Here is a 19,481-nt window from a genome sequence, read left to right on the forward strand (position 1 = left end):
GTGTGGAGCGCTGGGCCTCGCGCGCCTGGAGCGTGGGCGGTGGCGGGGGCACTGCTGTCGGAAGGGGGCGGGCTGAAGGGCCTGGTGCAGCAGGAGCCCCTGGCGCTGAGTCTGCGGCCTGGCGTGGGACCTGTCCGGGCGGCGCAGGCACTGGCCGCGCTGGAGCTGGGCCGCCGCTCGCAGCGTGCCGGGGAGCGCAGGCCCAAGCTGCGCACGCCGAAGGAGATTGCCGCGTACCTGGCGCCGGCGCTGGGGGCGCTGCGGCGCGAGGTGTTCCACGTCCTGTGCTTCAACGCGCGCAACGTGTTGCTGCATGACGCGCGCGTGGCGGAGGGCACCATGAACACCTGCCCGGTGGACCCGCGTGAGGTGTTCGCCGCGGCGCTCACCTCGCGCGCCACGTCCATCGTCCTGGCGCACAACCACCCTTCGGGGGACCCGGAGCCCAGCGTCCAGGACCTGGGCCTGACGCGGCACCTGGTCGCGGGGGCGCAGCTGCTCAACATCAAGGTGCTGGACCACGTGGTGATGGGAGACGGCGGCTACGTGTCGATGCTGGAGCGCGGGCTGCTGCCGGACGAAGCACGGGAGAAGCGGCGGACGTGGAGCGCGAATGGAGGCGGCGGATGATGGTGAGCATGGTGGGGTTGTGGGGCGCGGTGCAGGTGGAGCTGCTGGAGGACGTCCGGGCGCAAGTGGTGCGGCTGGACACCGGACAGGCCTCCACGGTGGAGCGCGCGTCGCTGCCCACGGGCGTGCGCGAGGGTGACGTCGTGGTGGATGGCCGGCTGGAGCCAGGGCAGACGGAGGCGCGGCGACAGGACGTCGCGCGGACACGGGCGCGGCTGGCTGTTCCGGTTCCACCCAAGTTCGACCTGTGAGTGGAGGCCGCGCGCCGGCCTCGTTTCCGTTGACGGTTGGACCAGGATGATGAACATGCGCGCGATGCCGGTGGACCTGCCCTACCTTGAGGAAGCACAGCAGGGGCTGGTCCGCCACTTCGGCCTGTCCCGGTTCCGGCCGGGGCAGGACCAGGTCATCTCCTCCGTCTTGAGCGGCCGCAACACGGTGGTGGTGATGCCCACCGGCGCGGGCAAGAGCCTGTGCTACCAGCTGCCCGCCACGCTGCTGCCGGGGCTGACGCTGGTGGTGTCGCCGCTGATTGCCCTGATGAAGGACCAGGTGGAGCAGCTCACCGCGCGGGGCATTCCCGCGACCTTCATCAACTCATCGCTGTCCGACCTGGAGCGCGCGGAGCGGATGCGCAAGCTGCGCGCGCGTGAGTACAAGCTGCTCTACGTGGCGCCCGAGCGCTTCCGCAGCCAGAGCTTCCTGGAGACGGTGTCCGCCCTGGGCGTGGACCTGCTCGCCGTGGACGAGGCGCACTGCATCTCCCAGTGGGGGCACGACTTCCGGCCGGACTACGCGCTGCTCGGGCAGGTGCGAAAGCGGCTGCGTCCGCCGCGCACGGTGGCGCTCACCGCCACGGCCACGCCGGAGGTCCGCGCGGACATCGTGCGCGTCCTGTTGATGAAGGACCCGCGGGAGTTCGCCATGGGCTTCGACCGCCCCAACCTCTTCCTGGGCAAGCAGGAGGTGGGCGGCGACGCGGACCGGCACGAGGCCTGCGCGCGGCTGGCGTCCACGGGCGGTAGCGGCATCGTGTACTGCTCCACGCGGCGCGCGGCCGAGGGCATCTTCTCCGAGCTGCACGGGCGCGGGGTGAAGGCGGTGCTGTACCACGCGGGCATGGATGACGACGCCCGGCGCCGCGCCCAGGACACCTTCATGGCCGCGAAGGAAGCGGTGGCGGTGGCCACCAACGCCTTCGGCATGGGCATCGACAAGCCGGACATCCGCTTCGTCGGCCACGCCAACATCCCGCGGGCGGTGGAGGCGTACTACCAGGAGATTGGCCGCGCGGGCCGCGACGGACAGGCCGCGCGCGCGGTGCTGCTCTTCAACCACTCGGACGTCTTCACCCAGGAGCGGCTCATCCAGAGCAGCCACCCGGCCGAGGCCATCTTCGGGGACGTGTGGAACGTGCTCCAGTCGGTGGAGGAGTTCGAGCGGGGCGTGCACGCGCTCGCGGGCACGGTGAACGCCAGCGAATTCGAGGTCAGCGCGGCGCTGCGCATCCTCGAACGCGAGGGCAAGGTGGAGCGCGGTGGCCGCGGAGAGGGCGAGCACGGCATCACCCTGCTGGAGAAGGCGACCTCCGCGCACCCGCACTCGCCGGACGCGCAGCGGCTGCTCAAGTCCCTGCTGGAGACGTTCCCCGTGGGCCGGCAGGTCACCACGGAGCTGCCCATCCTCGCGCGCCGAATCGGCCTGTCGGTGGACGAGGTCCGCCACGCGCTGGGCCTGCTGGAGAAGGCCCAGGTGACCAAGGTCCGGCGCCCCTTCGCCGGGCGCTCCATCCGCGCGCTGGAGCGGGTGCCCTTCCGCGAGCTGGGGCTCGACCTGAGCCACGTGCGGGAGCAGGAGCGGCAGAACCTGTCGCTGCTGCGGCGGATGACCGAGTACGCGTACACGGACCGGGACAAGAAGTGCCGACGCTCGGCCATCCTCCACTACTTCGGCCAGCGCGACGCCCAGGCGTCGTGTGGCAACTGCGACGTGTGCGCGCCGGAGAAGATGCCCACGCTGCTGGCCCACGGGCCGGCCGCGTCGCGCTCGCGTGGCACGGGCTCCGCGGCGGCGCCGGTGGTGACGAACTACAGCGAGCTGGCCTCCACGGAGCTGCGGCGCTGGCGCAAGGAGCTGTCGAAGGACCTGGGCGTCGCCCCCTTCATCATCTTCAACGACGCCACGCTGCTGGGCCTGTCCGCGGCGCTGCCGGTGGACCGGGAGGGCTTCCTCGCGGTGAAGGGCACCGGGGAGAGCCGCTGGGAGCGCTTTGGCCCCAAGGTGGTGGAAATCTGCCTGATGGCGCGCGCCGCTGGCCATGAGCCCCAGGCCGTGCCGGACGCCGCGGTGCGCGCGCGCAAGCCCGCGATTCGGCGCCGGAGCTGAAGTCGCGGCCTCCTCAGGGGTGCCGGCGTCCGCCCTGGCGCAGGGCCCGGCGCGCCAGCAGCGTCCGGACGCCGCCCATCACCGTGCCCACCACCATCGCGAGCAGGAAAATCACGACCATGGTGGTGAGCCCGAAGACGACGCGCACGCCCACCTCGGAGATGCGGCCGGAGAAGTAGGCGGCTCGCAAGGGCTCCATGGCCCCTGTCAGCTCCAGGGCCCGCGCCGGCAGCGAGTCCAGCGACAGCGACAGCCGCTGGAGGAAGCGCGAGGGGAAGTAGCGCAGGGCAAGCTCTACCCCGAGCCCCAGCAGCAGGTAGACGAGCGACAGCAGGAACGCATTGCCCCACATGATGTGCAGCAGTGGGGAATCCGTTCGGGAGGAGAAATACCTCACGCTACCTCGCCGCCTTCTTCTTGAGGCTGGGCAGGGCCTTCTTCACCCGCGCGGCCTCATTCGCGCCGCCGGCCAGCTTCAGGAACGCCTCGTAGGACTCCACGGCCCGAGGCAGGGCGCCGGGCTCGCGCACCAACGCATCCGCGAGCGCCAGGCGCGCCAGGCCGTCCGCGGGCTCCAGCTCCACGGCCTTCTCCAGCGCGGCCCGGGCCACGTCCTCCTGCCGCTGCTTGAGCGCCACCATTCCCAGTGCAAGCTGGGCGCGCCCATCGAAAGGCGCCAGGCGCACGGCCTCATCCGCCGCGGTGCGGGCATCCTTCACGGCCCCCGCCCCCAGCAGCGCGCGCGCCATGGTGGCCCGCGCGAAGGCCTTGTCCCAGACAGTCGGCGCCCTGGCCGCCAGGTCCTCGAGCGTCCGAGCGGCACCCCGCCCACCGCCCGGCAACTGCGCGTACAGCTCTCCCACCCGGCCACACGTGGCATCGGGCCCTTCCCGCCGGGCCGCGGCGAAGGCCGCCTCCGCGTTGCCACTGTTGCCCTGGCGCATGAAGGCGAGGGCAATCTCACAGAACGTGTCCGCGTCCTTCGGGTCCAGCTTGTTGGCGCGCTCCAGCGCCGAGAAGCCGGCCCGCGCGTCTCCCGCGCCAAAGAGGATGGCCGCGCGCAGCTTGTGCGCCTCGGCGTCATTCGACACCAGCTTCACCGAGCGCTGCACCGCGCCCTCCGCCTCCTTGCGGCGGCCGGCGTGGAACAGCGCCAGCGCGAAGCCCTTGTGCGCGGCCGCGCTCGCCGGGTTCTCCAGCTGCCACGCCTCGAACTGCTTGAGCCCGTCCTGCGTCCGCCCCAGGGCCAGCAGCGTGCGCCCCAGCGCGTCCCGGGCCTCGCCGTGCGCGCCGTTGCGCTCCACCGCCTCCGTCAGCGGCTTGAGGGCCATGTCGGGCAGCCCACGCGACAGCATCAACCGCCCCAGCGAGCACGCGGCCTCGTAGTCACGCGGGTCCTTCTGGGCCTCCTCGAACAGGGCCTGCGCCTTGTCGTAGGCCCGCTCGCGCCAGTAGAGCTGCCCCAGCGCCAGCCGCATGTCGTTGCGAGGCCGCTTCGCCGCGTGCAGGGCCTTCTCCAGCAGCTCCCGCGCCTGGGCGCCATGGCCCTCGGCGGCATCCGCCAGGGCCAGCCAGGAGACGGCCTCCGGGGGATACCGGTCATTCACACGCGTGCGCGCCAGCTCCGCGCGGGCCTTCTTCCAGTCTCCCAGGCGCGCATACGCGGCGCCGCGCACCAGGGACACCTTGCGGCCCCCATCGGCGTCCAGCCGGGTGAGGACCTCGCGCTCCCGGTCGCGGTCCAGCAACGCGCGGCCCAGCCCTTCGCGGGCCTCTTCGCTCTTGGGCCGCAGCTTGAGCGCGGCCTCGTAGGCGGCCTGCGCCGCGCCCAGCGTCCCGGCCGCGCGACTGGCGGCGCCGAGCGCGAGCTGGAACTCGAAGGCCAGGGGCCCCTGAGTGCCCTTGGAGAGCAGCGCGCGGGCCTCGGCATGCTTGCCCTGAGCGGACAGCAGCTCGCCGTGCACCAGCTGCTGGCGCGCCCTCAGTGGCGAGGAAAGCTTCGGGTCCTCCGCGAGCTTCGCCACGTCCGCCAGCGCGGCCTCCAGGTCCTGGTACAGCGCGAGCCGAGCCTCCGCCTGGCCGATGCGGGCCGCGGGGTGCTCGGGGGATTTCTTGCGCGCGCGCTCATACATCTCAATGGCCTGCGGAAAGTCCTCGGAAGCCTTGTAGTAATCCCCCAGGGCCACCAGCGCGCGGACGTTGGCGGCGGAGGCACGGAGCGCGCGGTCGAAGCGTTCGAGCGCCTGCTTCTCGTCCTTCGCCTCCAGCAGCAGGCTGCCGGCGAGCGCATGGACCTCGGTGCTCTCCTGCTGCGAGCCCAGCAGCGCGCTCCGCGCCAGGGCGCGTCCGCGCTCGTCCGCCACCAGCACGTTGGTGACCAGCACCTGAGCGGGGGCGGTGTCCTTCACGCCCGGCCGCTCCAGCGCCTCCAGCGCCTGACGCCGGTCCTCGGAAGCCTGCCCATGGTCCGCGTAGCGCAGCGCGTGCGCCCAGGCCGTCAGCGCCCAGGCCCGGCTGCTGCTGTCGTCCATGTCCCGCGCCTTCTGGAGCTGCGCCAGCGCGGCCTCCAACGAGGCCCCCGTGTCCTGGATGATGAGGTCCTCGGCCCGGGCCAGCGTCTCGTTCAGCGTCTGTCCGCCCTGGTTCGCGCGGATGTTGATGAAGCTGAAGACGACGATGGCCAGCACCACCACGCCCACCACGGCCCCAGCGGCCTTCACGCCGTGCCGGGCGATGAACGACGTCTTCGCGGCCTCGCGCGCCAGCTTCGCCCGCAGCTCCTTCTCGTACTCGGCGGTGAGCGCCTCGGTGTCCGGCTTGCGCGCCTTGGCCTTCGCGGCGGAGGCCGCGGGTGCGGGCGCCGCGTCCGGGATGTCCTCCAGCAGGGAGCGCTTGCCTCCAGCGCCTCGCGACGTCACAGGCGCGCTCGCCACGACGGGCCTCGACGCCGTCGGCTCGGGAGGAGGCAGGTCGCCCAGGAGCCCCCCCGCGCCAGAGGCCCCGGTGTCCTCGGCCACGGCGGCCCCGGCTTGCTGCTCCTCCGCGTCACTGCCCGCCTCGGACTCCAAGGCCGGGGCAGGCTCGTCCGCGACGGACACCTGCTGCGTCGGCGCGTCCGCGACGGCGCCGGAGTCCTGCGCGGCGTCAGCGCGCTGTTCGAGCGCGGAGTCCTCCGTGGGCGCCTGGGCCTCGGAGGCCGCTCCATCCGCGCCACGCGGAGGGGCGTCGTCATCGTCCCCCAACCCCAGGTCCAGGCTCGGAAGCTCCGCGCCCAACACGGACGACACCGGCACCGGCCGGTTCAACAAGCCCAGCGCGGCGCCCGCGTCACGGCCCTCGTCAGCAGCGTCACCCGAAGAGGCTCCCGCGCCGCCCTGCTCCGCCGCGTGACTCGACGGTGCCGCCGCGTCAGCGTCCGAGCCAGCCTGCGTGTTCCCTTCCGCATCCGCGTCCTTCTCGGAGGCTCCGGACGCAACCTCCCCACGAGCCGCCCCCGAGGCGTCTCCCGCTGGCGTGGCGCCGACATTCGCGGGCTTCAGCTTCGCCCCATCCCCCAGCGCGGCGGCGCGCAGCCGGGCCGCCGCCATGGGCGCCACCGTCGGGCTCGGCGCCTCGTCCTTCGACGCCTCCTCCGCCGGCGCGTCCTCGTCCGACGAGGGCTTGTCCAGCCCCATCAGGTTCGCGAACACAGGGGCCGGCCCACCCGCGAAGGCCTGCTCGGTCTGCTCCAGCCACTGCTTCACGCGGCCATCATTCGGCTGCAGCGCCAGGGCCTTGCGCAGGATGGGGAGCGCGGACCGGTACAGCCGGTGCTGGAGCAGCACCTCGCCAATCAGGTTGTAGGCGTAGGGGTTGTCCTTCTCGATGGAGATGGCCTGCTCGAACTGGTCCATCGCCTCCGCGGGCCGGCCCTGCTGGATGAGGGCCTTGCCCCACAGCACACGCCCGACAACGGACGCGGGGTGGTGGGAGATGCCTTGCCCGCAGACCTCGATGGCACGCGCGGCGTCCCCCTTTTCCAGCAGGGCCTTGGCGAGTTCGACGAAAACGGAAGAGGTGGGGTCCTGCCGGAGGAGCTGCTCGTAACGCTCCACCATCGACTTGGCCATTGCGCTCGCGACTCCGGTGCTCGGGCGGGGGAGCCGGACCATACCACCGCTCTCTCGTCCCAGGCTGCTGCCGGGTGGTACCCTCCCCACCGTGAATCGCCTGCCTGCCCTGCTCCTCGCGCTCGTCCTTGGGGCGTGCGCAACCACGTCCAAGAAATCCAACCTGGAAGCACTCAAGCCCACCGTGGAGCGCTTCCACCAGGCCCTCCGGTGGAAGGACTTCCGGAGCGCCACCCGCATCCTCGTCCCCGAGCGGCGCAAGGACTTCCAGAAGTCGCGCCTGGCGCTCAACGACGACAAGGACCTGTCCATCACCGACTACGAAATCGAGGACGTGAAGCTGTCCGACGACGGGCACCGGGCCACGGTGCAGAGCCGCATCCAGTGGATGCGGCTGCCCTCGGCCTCCGAGCGCACCGCCATCGTCACCTCGGAGTTCGTCTTCCGGGACGGGGCGTGGCTCCTGGAGAGCCAGGACGACGGCCCCTTCGAGGGCGAGCTGCCGAGCCCGAGCACCCTCGCCGAGCAGCCCCCATCCCCCTGAAAAGAAACCGCCCACCGTCTCGGGGCCGGCCGAGGCGGTGGGCGTCGGGAGCTCCCCTATGGAGCGCCCTACAAGAGTCCGCCCGCCGTCTCGGGGCCGGCCGAGACGGAGGGCGTCGGGAACTCCCCAATGGAGTGCCCTACAGTCTGACGGGGCGACACCGTTGCCGGGCCCATGTCGCCGCGCCGTGATGGGCAGCCACTAGAGCAACGGGAGTGCCAAGCACCGAGCCCGGAGCGGGCGCTGATGAATGGCTGGAGATTCAAGGGGTTGCGGCGCCCGGGAGCCTGACGCCGCCCAGCCTCCGAGGTGGGCCTCTGACATGCCTGTCAGGGGCCCCCGGGCCGGACGTCGCGCCGGGCCTGACAACGGTGTCAGGGCGCCTCGGACTTTCCAGCTAGTCGCCCTGGACGGAGCGGATGGTGTCGCGCATGGAGTGGCGCGGCTTCCAGGCCACGTCCTTCACCCAGCGGCTGCCATCCACCGCACAGAGGAACTGGATGTGGTCCAGCTCCGGCGGCGGGAAGTTGGCCAGCCGGTACTTGAACAGCATGCCCAGCAGCGGCCGGGCCACGGGGTGCGGTACGGGGATGGGGGTATTGCCCAGCTCGCGCATCACCGCGGACAGGGGCACCTCGCCGGGGCCCACGACGTTGTAGACGCCCTTGGGCTCGGGGCGGAGCGCCTCCACCATGGCGCGCGCGACGTCCTCCACATGGATGAGCTGCACCATGGGGTCGAAGCCCGCCATCATCCACGGCCGGCGCATGCGCAGGTAGTTGGAGGGCGCGTTCTTGATGGTGGGCCCGACGATGTGGACGGGCCGGAGGATGACCGTCTCGATGTGGGGGTGCTTCCAGAAGAAGCTGTGCGCCAGCATGTCCACTTCGATGAGGTCGCGCACGCCGGAGAAGCGGCTGGCGGCCATGAGCGGCGCGTCCTCCATGAGGAAGTTGGAGTTGTCCGGACTGGGCCCATAGACGTTGGCCGAGGACAGGACGACGACCTTCTTCACGCCGTACTTCGCGCAGTATTCCAGGAGGCGCGTGGTGCCCACGACGTTGAAGGAGTGGTGCTCCTCCTCGCTCATCCGGGGGTCATGCATGATGCCCATGTGGATGACGGCGCGGATTTCGTTCTTCCGGAAGACGTCCTCCGCCTTCTTCTTGCGGAGGTCGAGCTCGTACATCTCGACATCCTTCGGCCGCCCCGCGAAGGGCCGCCGGTCGATGCCGATGATGCGCTCATGCTTGTGCAGCAACTTCGCGAGGGTGCGGCCGAGGTTGCCGCTGATGCCCGTGACGACGACGGCCGGTTTCATGGAACTCCCCTCTTTAGCACCGCCGCGCCGGGTGCTCACCAGAACACGCCCTGACGCTCCTTGAGGCCCTGGTGGAGCATGGACTGGATGGACGCCTTCACGGTGCGGACCTTCTTGTCCAGCTCGCTGTCCTCGTCGTCCGGGCGCCCGGAGAAGTGCAGCGGCTCCCCGAAGTAGATGCGGTACTTCGTGGGCAGGGGGATGGGCAGGCCCGTGGGGGTGATGGGGAAGGACGGGAAGCCAAAGAGCTTCGCCACCGGCTTGAGGTCCATCAGCGCCGGGGCCTGCTCCTCCGCGCCAATGACGGCCACGGGGACGATGGGCGTGTTCGTCTCCAGCGCCAGACGCATGAAGCCCAGGCCGAACTCCTGGAGCTGGTAGCGTTGGGGCCACAGCTTGTTGATGCCGCGCGTGCCCTCGGGGAAGACGAGGATGGCCTCCTCCGACTCCAGCAGCCGCCGGCAGTTCTCCGGCGTGCCGACAATCTGCCCCACGCGGGCCATGAAGGTGGACACGTACGGGAGCGACGACACCCACTTCTCCACCATGCTGCGGATGACGCGGGGCGGGCTGGCGTCCAGCATCATCGCCACGCCAATCATGGCGCCGTCCATGGGCAGCTGGCCGGAGTGGTTGGACACCAGCAGCACCCGGCCGGCGGGCACGTGCTCGATGCCGTATGTCTCCACGCGGAAGTAGTTCCGGTAGAGCCACAGGAGCGGGGCCACCGCGGACAGGCTGTAGTCCAAATCGAAGCCGAACGGGTCCACCCCGTACTCGTTCCCCGGGCGCGTCAGGCCCTGGAGCCGATGCTTCTGTTCAGTGTTGGCCAGCCGGTCCGTCCACTCGCGCAGGCCCTTCTTCACTCGGTCGGTGACGTTCTCCAGCATGGGGGCTCTTTACACCACCGGCCCCGCACCGGCGAAGCAAGCATGCCATCCCGGCCCTCAGAGACAGCCGGGACGTGCGCTGGCGGACAGGCGCCCGGCGACGTCACGCAGCGTGAGGACCTCGCGCTCCGACTTCAGCCAGCCGAACACCTCGCGCAGGCGCGCCATCTTCCGGGTGGCGCTGACGCGCAAGTCCCGCTGCTGCCGCACCAGCTCCGGGGGAACCCCGTCCGACGCGTCCAGCACGTCCACGCCGTGCAGCTCGAAGTTGAAGAAGGTGTCCCGGCGGCAGGCGCGCCAGAGCCCGCGCAGGGACGCGCTGGGCAGCGTGGTGACGAAGGTGCCGATGAAGGGAAAGCGCAGCGCGGGCGTCACCGTCATGGGCAGCTCCAGCACGGCGCCCGAGCCCCGCCGGTAGGGCCGCGCCGGGTCGGGCCGGTACGGCGCCCGCGGCGCCAGCAGCACGCGGGGCGTGTCCAGCACGGAGCGGGACGGACGCCCCAGCATCGCCAGGCCCCCCATCACCACCGCCTTCGCCAGGTAGTACGGCACGGCGGGGAACGCCGAGGAGCCATACCGGTAGCCCAGCGCCGCCGTGGCCGCGTACAGGTCCGCGTTCAGCGTGTAGCCCGGCGCGCGGAACCCCTCCGGCCGCACACCCGTGGCCGCGAGGATGGCGGCATCCGCGCGCGCCAGGTCGGCCTGGATGGCCTGGGGGCCCCGGCGCGTCAGCGCGTAGTCATGGGCGTAGCTGTGGCTGGCCACCTCGATGCCCGCCTCGTGGGAGGCGCGCATGCCCGCCACGGCGACCGGGTCTGACTCCAGGTCCTCGCCGATGACGAAGAAGGTCCCCGGAATGCCCAGCCCGTCCAGCAGCTCCCGGAAGCGAGGCACCGCCACCGCGTGCACCAGCGAGCGGGCGCGTGCGTCCAGCAGCGACTCCGGCAGGCCATGGATGCGGCAGTAATGGGGCAGCGAGTCGAGGTCGACGGAGATGGACGCCAGCCGCACGGTGCGCCCTCCCCGGCTCAGGTCCCGCGGACGCGGATGACGTAGAACAGCTTGCCCACGTTCTTGAGCACGTTGGGCACGCGCTTGAACAGGTGGATGGAGGGCTGGCGCTTCTCGTGGAGCTGGATGGGAATCTCCATCACCCGCAGGCCCTCGCGCCACGCGCGGATGACGAACTCGCTGGCGAACACGTCCATGTCCACCACGCACTTCTGGATGACGGGCAGCAGCGCCTCGCGGCGGAACGCCTTCAGGCCGTGCGTGTCCGTGCCCTGGAAGCCCAGCGCCACCCGCAGCAGCTTGTTGTGCACCCGCGTGGCCGCCCGGCGAATCAGCGGACGCTGGTCACTGGCGCCCTTGGCCGCCTTGGAGCCCACCACCATGTCCGCCTCGCCCCGCTCCAGCCGCGGCAGCGCCGCGTCGTAGAAGGTCAGGTCGCACAGGTCGATTTCATCACAGACGACGTAGGTGCCCCGGGCCTTGAGGATGCCGGCCTTGAGCGCCACGCCGTAGTTGGGCGTCTCCGAGTGGAACCAGCGCAGGCGCGGGTTGTTCGCGCACAATTCCTCGAGGAGGGCCGGCGTGGCGTCGCGCGAGCCGTTCTCCGCGAAGATGATTTCGTAGTCGAGCCCGCGCGCATCCAGCCCCTGGCGCAACTCCTCCGCCGCCGAGGCGATGATGGACTCCTCGTTGTAGACAGGGATGACGACGGTGAGGTGCGGGGCCATGAACTCGAACCGGGATGGCTAACACGACCCAGGCCACCCGTCGACACAATGCGACGGGTGGGCGAAGGGGATGTCAACCGTTGAGTGTCCTCGCGCACGCGCGCCCGGCGAGGATGGCGTCCTCCATGGAGGAGTACTCCCACTGCCCGTAGCGGCCGGCAATCTGGACTCCGGCATGCGCCAGGAAGCGCAGAATCTCTGACTTCGCCGGGCCGTAGGCATCGTCGTAGAGCACGTAGGCGTGGGGAATCTCGCGCGCCTGGGCGAAGAGCACGTCGTCCGCGGCGTGAATCATCTGCGAGCGCACCAGGTCCTCCACCGCGTACTTCTCCGCCGCGGCCGGGGACAGCTCGCCGTGGTGGCTGTACTCCACGTAGAAGGTGGACGTGTCCGGCGGCGCCAGCGGCGCGTACACCGCGGAGGGCGAGCCGATGCGGTACGTGTGGAACTCCGGCTCCGGCAGGTAGATCCAATGCCAGGGCTGGCGGTTGGCCCCCTTGGCGCCCACTGCCACGTAGGTGACGGTGGTGGCGCGCAGCTGCTTCGCCGCGTCCCGCACCGTGTCCGGCACGCCGGCCTCGCCCTGGGCGAGCAGCTTCACCAACCCGGGCAGGGAGATGCTGGACACCAACCCCGCATAGGGCTGCACGCTCCCGTCCGACAGCGTCACCCTCCGGGCCTTCCAGTCGATGGCGGTGGGCTCGGTGTGCGTGCTGAGCTGGCCGCCCTTCAGGTGGCTCAGCATGGCGCGGGCGAGGCTCTCGATGCCGCCCTCGCGCGGGTACAGGAACGACGCGTTGTAGCCCACCGCGTCGCTGCCAGCCCCCAGCGCGCCGTCCACCACTTCCTTGAGGTTGGGGCGGGGCACGAAGCGGCCCACCCAGGCGGCGGACATCTCACGCGGGTGCACCGTCCACAGCTTCTGGTTGTAGGGCACCATGAAGTTCTTCGCGAAGCCCTCCCCCATGAAGCGGAGGATGAACTCCTCGAAGTTGCGCGGCTCGCGCTCGCGCAGCTCGCGGCCCTTCTCACCGTAGACGGCCTCCACGTAGCCGGTGAGGTTCTCCGCCACCACCTCCGGCGGCAGCCCGTGGGTGTTCACCTGGTACGGGAAGCGGGTGAACACCCCGCGCGTGAAGATGCCGGCCTTGCGCTGGATGCGGACCATCTGCTCCGGCAGCCACAGCGTGTTCACCAGGGCCTGGATTTCCGGGTCGCGCAGGTGGAGCCAGTGACCGGTGGGGTCAAAATAACACCCCTGGATGACCTCGGTCTTGATGAGGCCGCCGACACGGTCGGACTTCTCGATGAGGCGCCAGGGCTTGTTCAGGAAGTGGGCGGTGGAGAGGCCCGCGAGGCCCGCGCCCAGGATGACAATGGGTTCCATTGAGGGGCGGGTCTAGCATCTTCCACTCCGGGAGCGGCGAATCGAACGCGGCGTGCTGACCGGTGGAAGGCGGGAGCCCTCGCCTGCTTGCCCGGGAGGGTGCGCTTCAACCTCCTCGTGTGCGTTCTTTCCGGGCTGGAAACGCCTCTGGTAGCCTGCGCGCACCGCGAAGGCGCTCGGTCCCCCTCTCGCGAGTTCGGAACCCCATGAAAGTCTCCTGCCCGTCTTGCCAGACGAACTACAACATCGATGACAAGCGGATCCCCCCGGGCGGCGCGAAGCTCAAGTGCGCCCGGTGCCAGACCACTTTCCCCATCAAGCTCGAAGCGGTGAGCGCGCCCGCGGCGCCTGCTCCCGCCGAGCACGCCGTTCCGCTGCCGGGAGCCGCCGCCGCGCCCCAGGCCGCCGCCATCCCGCTGCCCGGCGCCGCGCCCGCGCAGTCCGCGGCCATTCCGCTGCCCGGCGCCGCTTCCACGCAGGCCGCCGCCATCCCGCTGCCCGGCGCCGCGCAGGCCGCCGCCATTCCGCTGCCCGGTGCCGCGCCCTCGCAGTCCGCGGCCATTCCGCTCCCCGGCGCCCCCGCGTCCACGGGGGCCGTCCCGCTGCCGGGCGCCGCGCCCACGCAGGCCGCCGCCATTCCGCTCCCTGGCGCTCCCGCGTCCACGGGGGCCGTCCCGTTGCCAGGTGCCGCGCCGGCCCACGCCGCCATTCCGCTCCCAGGTGCGCCCGCGGGAGCCATTCCGCTGCCGGGCGCCCCCGAGGCGCTCAGCGCCGCGCCCCACGCCGCCGCGATTCCCCTGCCCGGAGCGGCCGCGCCTCAGCCCGCCGCCATCCCCCTGCCGGGAAGCGCTCCCGAGGCCGACCCGTTCGCCTTCGACATGGGCGAGCCCGCACAGGCCGAGCCCATCCCGCTGCCCGGAGGCGCCCCGGAAGCCGACCCGTTCGCCTTCGACATGAGCTCGCCCGCCGAGGCCGCCGCGGCCATGCCGCAGGCAGGTGGCCCGTCCGGCATGGACGCGTTCGGTGACGACTTTGGCGAGCCGGTCCAGGACACCCACGAGGTGACGCGCGTCGTCTCCATTCCGCTGCCGACCGACGCCTACCGCGAGCCGACCGACGCTCCGTCTTCAGGGTACGGCGTGAATGAGCCCGCGGAAACGGCGCGCGACTTCGACTTCGAGACCGTCGAAGCCCCTGTCGAGGACGCCGCGCAGGGCTACGGCGTGAACGCGCCCGCGGGCACCGCCAGGGACTTCGACTTCGCCGAGGACGCCCTGCCCGCTCCCGTCGAGGCGTCGCCCGCCGAGGACGCGTTCGCCTTCGACATCGAAGCCCCCAGCGGTGCCGCCCAGGCCCAGCCGCCCCAGGCAGACCCCTTCGCCCTGCCGCCCCCCGAGGCCTACGCGCAGCCGGCCGCGCCGCTGGACGACCCGTTCGCCCTGCCGCCACCGGAGACGGCGCCCCAGACGGACGCCTTCGCGCCGGACGCGTACGCGATGCCGGACGCGCCCGAGGCCGCGCCCTACGCGATGCCTCCGTCCGCCGAGGGAGCGCCGTCCTTCGACTTCGCCGAGCTGCCCGTCCCCGCGAACGCGGACCCGTTCGCGCTGCCCCCTCCGGGAGCGGACTTCTCCGACCTGCCCGCGCCCGCCTCGCCCCAGGCCCTGGAGTTCGCGGACCTGCCGGCCCCCGCGGCACCGGACCTGTCATTCGACTTCAATGAGCCCGCGCCCGGCGCGGATCCGTTCGCCGTCGACTTCAGCGCACCACCGGCCCCCGCCCCCGCGGCGGATCCGTTCGCCGCCGATTTCGGCGCCGCGCCAGCGCCTGGTGCGGATCCCTTCGCCATCGACTTCGCGGAGCCTCCGGCCCCCGCGCCAGCCGTCGCCGTCAACCCGGGCGTGGACTTCGGAGACGTGGACTTCGGCGCGCCTCCGTCGCCCGGCATCCCGGACTCGCTCGAGTTCGACCCCACCGCCCGGCCGGATGACGACCTGGAGGCGGACCTCTCCGACCCGCTGCCGCCGCCGCCCAACGCGGGCCCCGCGGACGGCCTGGAGATGCTGTCCTTCATCGACGACGCGGCGGGCAAGGACGGCGGCGCCCAGGCAGGCACCAAGGTGCGCCGCTTCCACGTCCGCCGGCGCTCGGGCAAGGTGTTCGGCCCGTTCGACGAGGGCGTCATCGTCAAGATGCTCGAGGACGGGCAGCTCCTCGGAAACGAGGACGTGTCGCTGGACTCGGAGACCTGGTCCGCCATCGGCACGATGCCCATCTTCGCCGCCGCCATCCAGCGGCTGATGGAAGGCCCCGCCAAGCTGGTGACGCCCACCGCCGCGCCCGCCGCGGACGTCATCGACGCGCCTCGCGTGGACGGCGCCAGCCCGCAGGCCAACATGAGACGGCTGGAGCAGCTCTATGAAGGCCGCATGGCCGCGGTCTCCGTGGTGGACCGCAGCGGCAACACCGAGAAGTGGAAGAAGCGCGTCCCGCTGATGATTGCCGCGGGCGTCGCCGTGGTGGTGGCGGGCATCGGCGCGGGCACGGAGTTCGGCACGCGCTACGGCGCCTTCGGCCGCCGCGCCCTCTTCCCCGCCCGCGTCTCCGACGGCTCTGCCGAGGCGAAGCAGGTGGCGGACGCGAAGCAGGCGCTGCTCACGGACACCTTCGACAGCTACAAGCAGGCCCGCGAGCTCAGCGCCAAGGTGCTCCAGCAGAAGGAGTACCCGGAGGTGCGCTCGCTGTGGTGCCAGTCCGTCTACTACCTCCAGCGCCGCTACGCCGCGGGCAATCCGAACGAGATGAGCCGCTGCCGGCAGGACCTGGAGGACATCGAGTTCCTGGGTGAGAAGGACGTGGACGTCATCAAGGCGTCCGCGGCCATCGCCCTCACCTCCCGTCAGGCGGACTCGGTCATCCCCACCCTGAGCGGCGCCTACGGCCGCGAGGACACCCAGGGTGACCTGGAGCTGGCCTTCCTCTTGGCCGAGGCCTACTCGCAGAAGCGCGACGAGAAGCGCGCCCTGGACACGCTGAACAAGGTGCTGGCGAAGAACCCCAAGTCCGCCAAGGCCCACCACGCCGTGGGCAACCTGCACCAGGCCGCCGACCGCGCCGACGAAGCCGCCGCCGCATATGCCGCGGCCCTGGAGGCGGACCCCAAGCACGTGGCGTCCGCGGTGGAGCTGGCCGCGGTGGAGCTGCTGGTCCGCAAGGACGTGGCGAAGGGCACGGAGGCCGTGGAGCGGGCGCTGGCCGCGGACGTCCAGTCCGCCCTGGGCCCCGCGGAGATCGCCCGCGCCCGCGGCCTCAAGGGCGTGGCGATGTTCCAGAAGCACCAGCCGAAGGAGGCCGAGGCCGAGCTGAAGGCCGCCCTGGAGATGGACGCGAAGTCCACCTTCCTCCGTGGCCAGCTGGCGCGCGTGCTGCGCGCGCAGCGCAACTTCGAGGGCGCCCTGCCCATCTACAAGGCCCTGGCGACCGAGGAGCCCAACAACCTGGAGTTCGCGGATGGCCACATCACCGCGCTGGTGATGACCGGAAAGATGCAGGACGCGCTGGAGGCCGTGAAGAAGGCCAACGGCGTGTTCCCCAACGAGGCGCGCATCGCCTACCTCTACGGACGCATCGAGGACGCGCTCGACAACCTCTCCGACGCGGAGGGCCACTACAAGCGCGCCATCGCCGCGGACGACAACCTGGTGGAGGCCCGCCTCTACCTGGGCCGCTTCTACCTGGCCCAGCGCCGCAACGCGGAGGCGCGGCCCCAGCTCGAGGAGGCGGCGAAGAAGGCACCGGAGAACGCGGGCGTGCGCGCGGGCCTCGGCGAGCTGGCCCTGGCGGAGAACAACACGCTGCTGGCCCAGCAGGAGTTCGAGCGCTCCGTGAAGCTCGACCCCATCCTCGCGGACGCCCACCTGGGCCTGTCCCGCGTGGCCCTGCTGACGGACGACCTGGAGACGGCGAAGACGGAGGCCAACCGCGCCCTGGAGCTGGACCCGCACCTGCTGAAGGACGGCCGGCTGCAGCGCGGGCTCGTGCTGTGGCGCCTGGGCCAGCTGGAAGAGGCCGTGGCGGAGCTGGAGAAGGCCAAGACGGAGGACCCGCGCTCCACCACCATCCCGATTACGCTGGGCGCCGTGCTGCTGGAGCGCGGGGATTTGCCGGGCGCGGAGAGCAACCTGGGCCTCGCGCTGAGCAACGAGCCCTCCAACCACGAGGCGCTCTATTACCTGGCGCTGGTGAAGGCGAAGCGGCTGGAGTTCACCCAGGCCCTGGACAACATGCGCAAGGCCGTGGAGCGGGCCCCCAACCGCCCCGACTACCACTACGCCTACGGCGTCATCCTGCGGGACGCGAAGAACCTGCCGGACGCCATGAGCGCGTGGCGCAAGACGGTGGAGCTGGATGGCGCCCACGCGGACGCCCACGAGGCGCTCGGGCACGCACTGCTGGAGGGCAGCCAGTTCGACGAGGCCATCACCTCGTTCGAGGCCAGCCTCAAGGCCGACCCCCGCCGCACGCGGGTGCTGGGCTCCATTGGTGATGCGTACTTCGCCGCCGCGCGCTGGAACGACGCCATCAAGCGGTACCAGTCGGCCCTGAAGGCGGACCCCAAGCTCACCTACGTCTATTACAAGGTGGCCCGCGCCTTCACCGAGCAGGCCCAGCACGCCAAGGCCATCGACTGGTACCGCAAGGCCACCAGCCTCGATTCGGAGAACCCCATGGCCTACTACTACCTGGGCTTCGCCTATAAGGAGCGCAACAAGCGCCGGGAGGCCGTGCAGGCCTTCAAGGACTACCTCTCCCGCAAGCCGGACGCGACGGACAAGAAGGACATCGAGGACGAAATCTACGACCTGCAGAACTGAGGTCGCCTCCCCTCCCCCCCGGAGTCAGGGCGGAGGGGGCGCGGCGTCCGGCCTTGAGCACCCCAGGCGTGAGGAACCTTGCTGGCCTCACCCGGGGTGACTACAAGGCGTGCTCCATGCTGGACCTCCGGAACGTTGCGCAGAACTTCGATGCGGTGGTCGCCCGGCTCAAGACGCGGGGCGGCAACCTGGATTTGGGCCCCTTCCAGCGGCTCTTCGCCGAGCGCCGCGAGCTGTATGTCTCCGTGGAGTCGCTGGCCGCGCGCCGCAACGCCGCCAACGAGGAGATGAAGCGCAAGGCGAAGGAGGACCCGAAGGCGCTGGACGCGCTCCGCGGCGACCTCCGCGCCGTCTCCCAGGAAATCAAGGAGAAGGAAGCGCGCCTCAAGGACGTGGAGGAGGAGCTCAACCGCATCCTCCTGCTCATCCCCAACGTACCCCATGACTCCGTCCCCGTGGGCGGCGGCGCCGAGGACAACGTCCAGGTGGCCGTCTGGGGAGCGAAGCCCGACCTGCTCTTCGCCCCCAAGCAGCACTTCGAGCTGGGGGAGAAGCTGGGCATGCTCGACTTCGAGCGCGCCGCCAAGGTGTCCGGCAGCCGCTTCACCTTCTACAAGGGCGCGCTGGCCCGGCTGGAGCGGGCGCTCGTCACCTTCATGATCGACGTGCACACCAGCAAGGGCTACACGGAGCTGCTCCCGCCCTACCTGGTGCTGCGCGAGACGATGATGGGCACCGGTCAGCTCCCCAAGTTCGAGGACGACGCCTTCAAGACGATGGGCGAGCCGGAGCGCTTCCTCATTCCCACCGCGGAAGTGCCCGTCACCAACTACCACGCGGACGAAATCCTGGAGGGCGAGTCCCTGCCCATCCGCTACTGCGCCTTCAGCCCCAGCTTCCGGGCCGAGGCGGGCGCCGCCGGCAGGGACACCCGCGGCCTCATCCGCCAGCACCAGTTCCACAAGGTGGAGCTGGTGAAGTTCGCCCACCAGGAGAAGAGCCTGGACGAGCTCGAGGCCATGACGGACGACGCCTGCGACATCCTCCGCCGCCTGGGCCTCCACCACCGCGTCATGCTCCTGTGCACCGGAGACATGGGCTTCAGCGCCCGGAAGACGTACGACATCGAGGTCTGGCTCCCCGGACAGAACGGCTACCGGGAGATTTCGTCCTGCTCCGACTGCGGCGACTTCCAGGCCCGCCGGGCGAAGATTCGCTACCGGGCCCAGAAGGGGGACAAGCCCCAGCTCGCCCACACGCTCAACGGCAGCGGCCTGGCGGTCGGCCGGACGACCATCGCCATCCTGGAGAACTACCAGCGCGAGGACGGAAGCGTGGCCATTCCGGAGGCGTTGGTGCCGTACATGGGCGGTTTGAAGGAACTGAAACCGATTTGAGTCTGAATCCGACTTGCAACGCGCGAAGAATCAGGTAGAAGGGCGGCCCCACGGACGTCGGTCCGGGGGGTGCCAAGTCGGCCCCGGTGGTATGGAGGCGTGGCCGAGCGGTTGAAGGCAGCGGTCTTGAAAACCGCAGAGGGTGAAAGCTCTCCGTAGGTTCGAATCCTACCGCCTCCGAGTTTTTGTTCTTGAGTTTGTTGGC

13 protein-coding genes and 1 tRNA gene are annotated in these 19,481 nt (G+C 71.0%); 7 read left to right on the plus strand and 7 right to left on the minus strand.

Translation table 11 applies throughout. The features are described from left to right. The 3 genes from HV826_RS21485 to HV826_RS21495 all read left to right on the plus strand — a co-directional run. Nucleotides 1-630, plus strand: a 630-nt coding sequence (locus tag HV826_RS21485; protein ID WP_176418893.1) for a RadC family protein, incomplete at its 5' end; no start/stop codon positions are given. After that, nucleotides 630-881 (plus strand): DUF3006 domain-containing protein, encoded by a 252-nt coding sequence (locus HV826_RS21490; RefSeq protein WP_176418927.1) that lies wholly within the window; start codon nucleotides 630-632, stop codon nucleotides 879-881. The genes HV826_RS21485 and HV826_RS21490, both read left to right, overlap by 1 nt. Before the next feature lie 46 nt (nucleotides 882-927). Then, nucleotides 928-3,015, plus strand: coding sequence for an ATP-dependent DNA helicase RecQ (locus HV826_RS21495; RefSeq protein WP_176418894.1), 2,088 nt, complete (start codon nucleotides 928-930; stop codon nucleotides 3,013-3,015). 13 nt (nucleotides 3,016-3,028) lie between these two features. On the opposite strand, the gene HV826_RS21500 is transcribed toward HV826_RS21495, so the two are convergent. Both HV826_RS21500 and HV826_RS21505 read right to left on the minus strand, forming a co-directional pair. Next, on the minus strand, nucleotides 3,029-3,412 hold the full coding sequence (locus tag HV826_RS21500) for a hypothetical protein (protein WP_176418895.1): 384 nt from the start codon (nucleotides 3,410-3,412) through the stop codon (nucleotides 3,029-3,031). A gap of 1 nt (nucleotide 3,413) precedes the next feature. Further along, a complete protein-coding gene (locus HV826_RS21505) occupies nucleotides 3,414-7,124 on the minus strand; it encodes a tetratricopeptide repeat protein (RefSeq protein ID WP_176418896.1) in 3,711 nt (1,236 codons plus the stop codon). Nucleotides 7,125-7,215: 91 nt separating this feature from the next. Between HV826_RS21505 and HV826_RS21510 the strand changes: the two genes are divergently transcribed. After that, nucleotides 7,216-7,668 carry a hypothetical protein gene (locus HV826_RS21510; protein ID WP_176418897.1) on the plus strand — a complete coding sequence of 151 codons (453 nt, stop codon included), beginning with the start codon at nucleotides 7,216-7,218 and terminating at the stop codon, nucleotides 7,666-7,668. A gap of 397 nt (nucleotides 7,669-8,065) precedes the next feature. Here HV826_RS21510 and HV826_RS21515 read toward each other — a convergent pair whose 3' ends face one another. The 5 genes from HV826_RS21515 to HV826_RS21535 form a co-directional block, all read right to left on the minus strand. Beyond that, nucleotides 8,066-8,989: an SDR family oxidoreductase gene (locus HV826_RS21515; RefSeq protein ID WP_176418898.1), complete on the minus strand. Its 924-nt coding sequence runs from the start codon at nucleotides 8,987-8,989 to the stop codon at nucleotides 8,066-8,068. Between the two features lie 35 nt (nucleotides 8,990-9,024). Then, nucleotides 9,025-9,879 (minus strand): lysophospholipid acyltransferase family protein, encoded by an 855-nt coding sequence (locus HV826_RS21520; protein ID WP_176418899.1) that lies wholly within the window; start codon nucleotides 9,877-9,879, stop codon nucleotides 9,025-9,027. Between the two features lie 57 nt (nucleotides 9,880-9,936). Further along, nucleotides 9,937-10,890: a polysaccharide deacetylase family protein gene (locus tag HV826_RS21525; protein ID WP_176418900.1), complete on the minus strand. Its 954-nt coding sequence runs from the start codon at nucleotides 10,888-10,890 to the stop codon at nucleotides 9,937-9,939. Between the two features lie 17 nt (nucleotides 10,891-10,907). Then, nucleotides 10,908-11,618 carry a glycosyltransferase family 2 protein gene (locus tag HV826_RS21530; RefSeq protein WP_176418901.1) on the minus strand — a complete coding sequence of 237 codons (711 nt, stop codon included), beginning with the start codon at nucleotides 11,616-11,618 and terminating at the stop codon, nucleotides 10,908-10,910. Between the two features lie 73 nt (nucleotides 11,619-11,691). Further along, the gene (locus HV826_RS21535; protein WP_176418902.1) at nucleotides 11,692-13,005 is read right to left on the minus strand and encodes an NAD(P)/FAD-dependent oxidoreductase; all 1,314 of its coding nucleotides are present in this window, start codon (nucleotides 13,003-13,005) and stop codon (nucleotides 11,692-11,694) included. Nucleotides 13,006-13,211: 206 nt separating this feature from the next. Between HV826_RS21535 and HV826_RS21540 the strand changes: the two genes are divergently transcribed. The 3 genes from HV826_RS21540 (at nucleotide 13,212) to HV826_RS21550 (ending at nucleotide 19,456) form a co-directional block, all read left to right on the plus strand. Continuing rightward, the gene (locus HV826_RS21540; protein WP_176418903.1) at nucleotides 13,212-17,879 is read left to right on the plus strand and encodes a tetratricopeptide repeat protein; all 4,668 of its coding nucleotides are present in this window, start codon (nucleotides 13,212-13,214) and stop codon (nucleotides 17,877-17,879) included. A 116-nt stretch (nucleotides 17,880-17,995) separates the two neighbouring features. Next, nucleotides 17,996-19,276, plus strand: a complete 1,281-nt coding sequence (serS, locus tag HV826_RS21545; RefSeq protein WP_176418928.1) for a serine--tRNA ligase — start codon at nucleotides 17,996-17,998, stop codon at nucleotides 19,274-19,276. A 93-nt stretch (nucleotides 19,277-19,369) separates the two neighbouring features. Beyond that, nucleotides 19,370-19,456, plus strand: a tRNA-Ser gene (locus HV826_RS21550). Nucleotides 19,457-19,481 lie beyond the last annotated feature (25 nt).

This window comes from Myxococcus sp. AM010 (assembly GCF_013372585.1).
GTDB classification, from domain to species: domain Bacteria; phylum Myxococcota; class Myxococcia; order Myxococcales; family Myxococcaceae; genus Myxococcus; species Myxococcus vastator.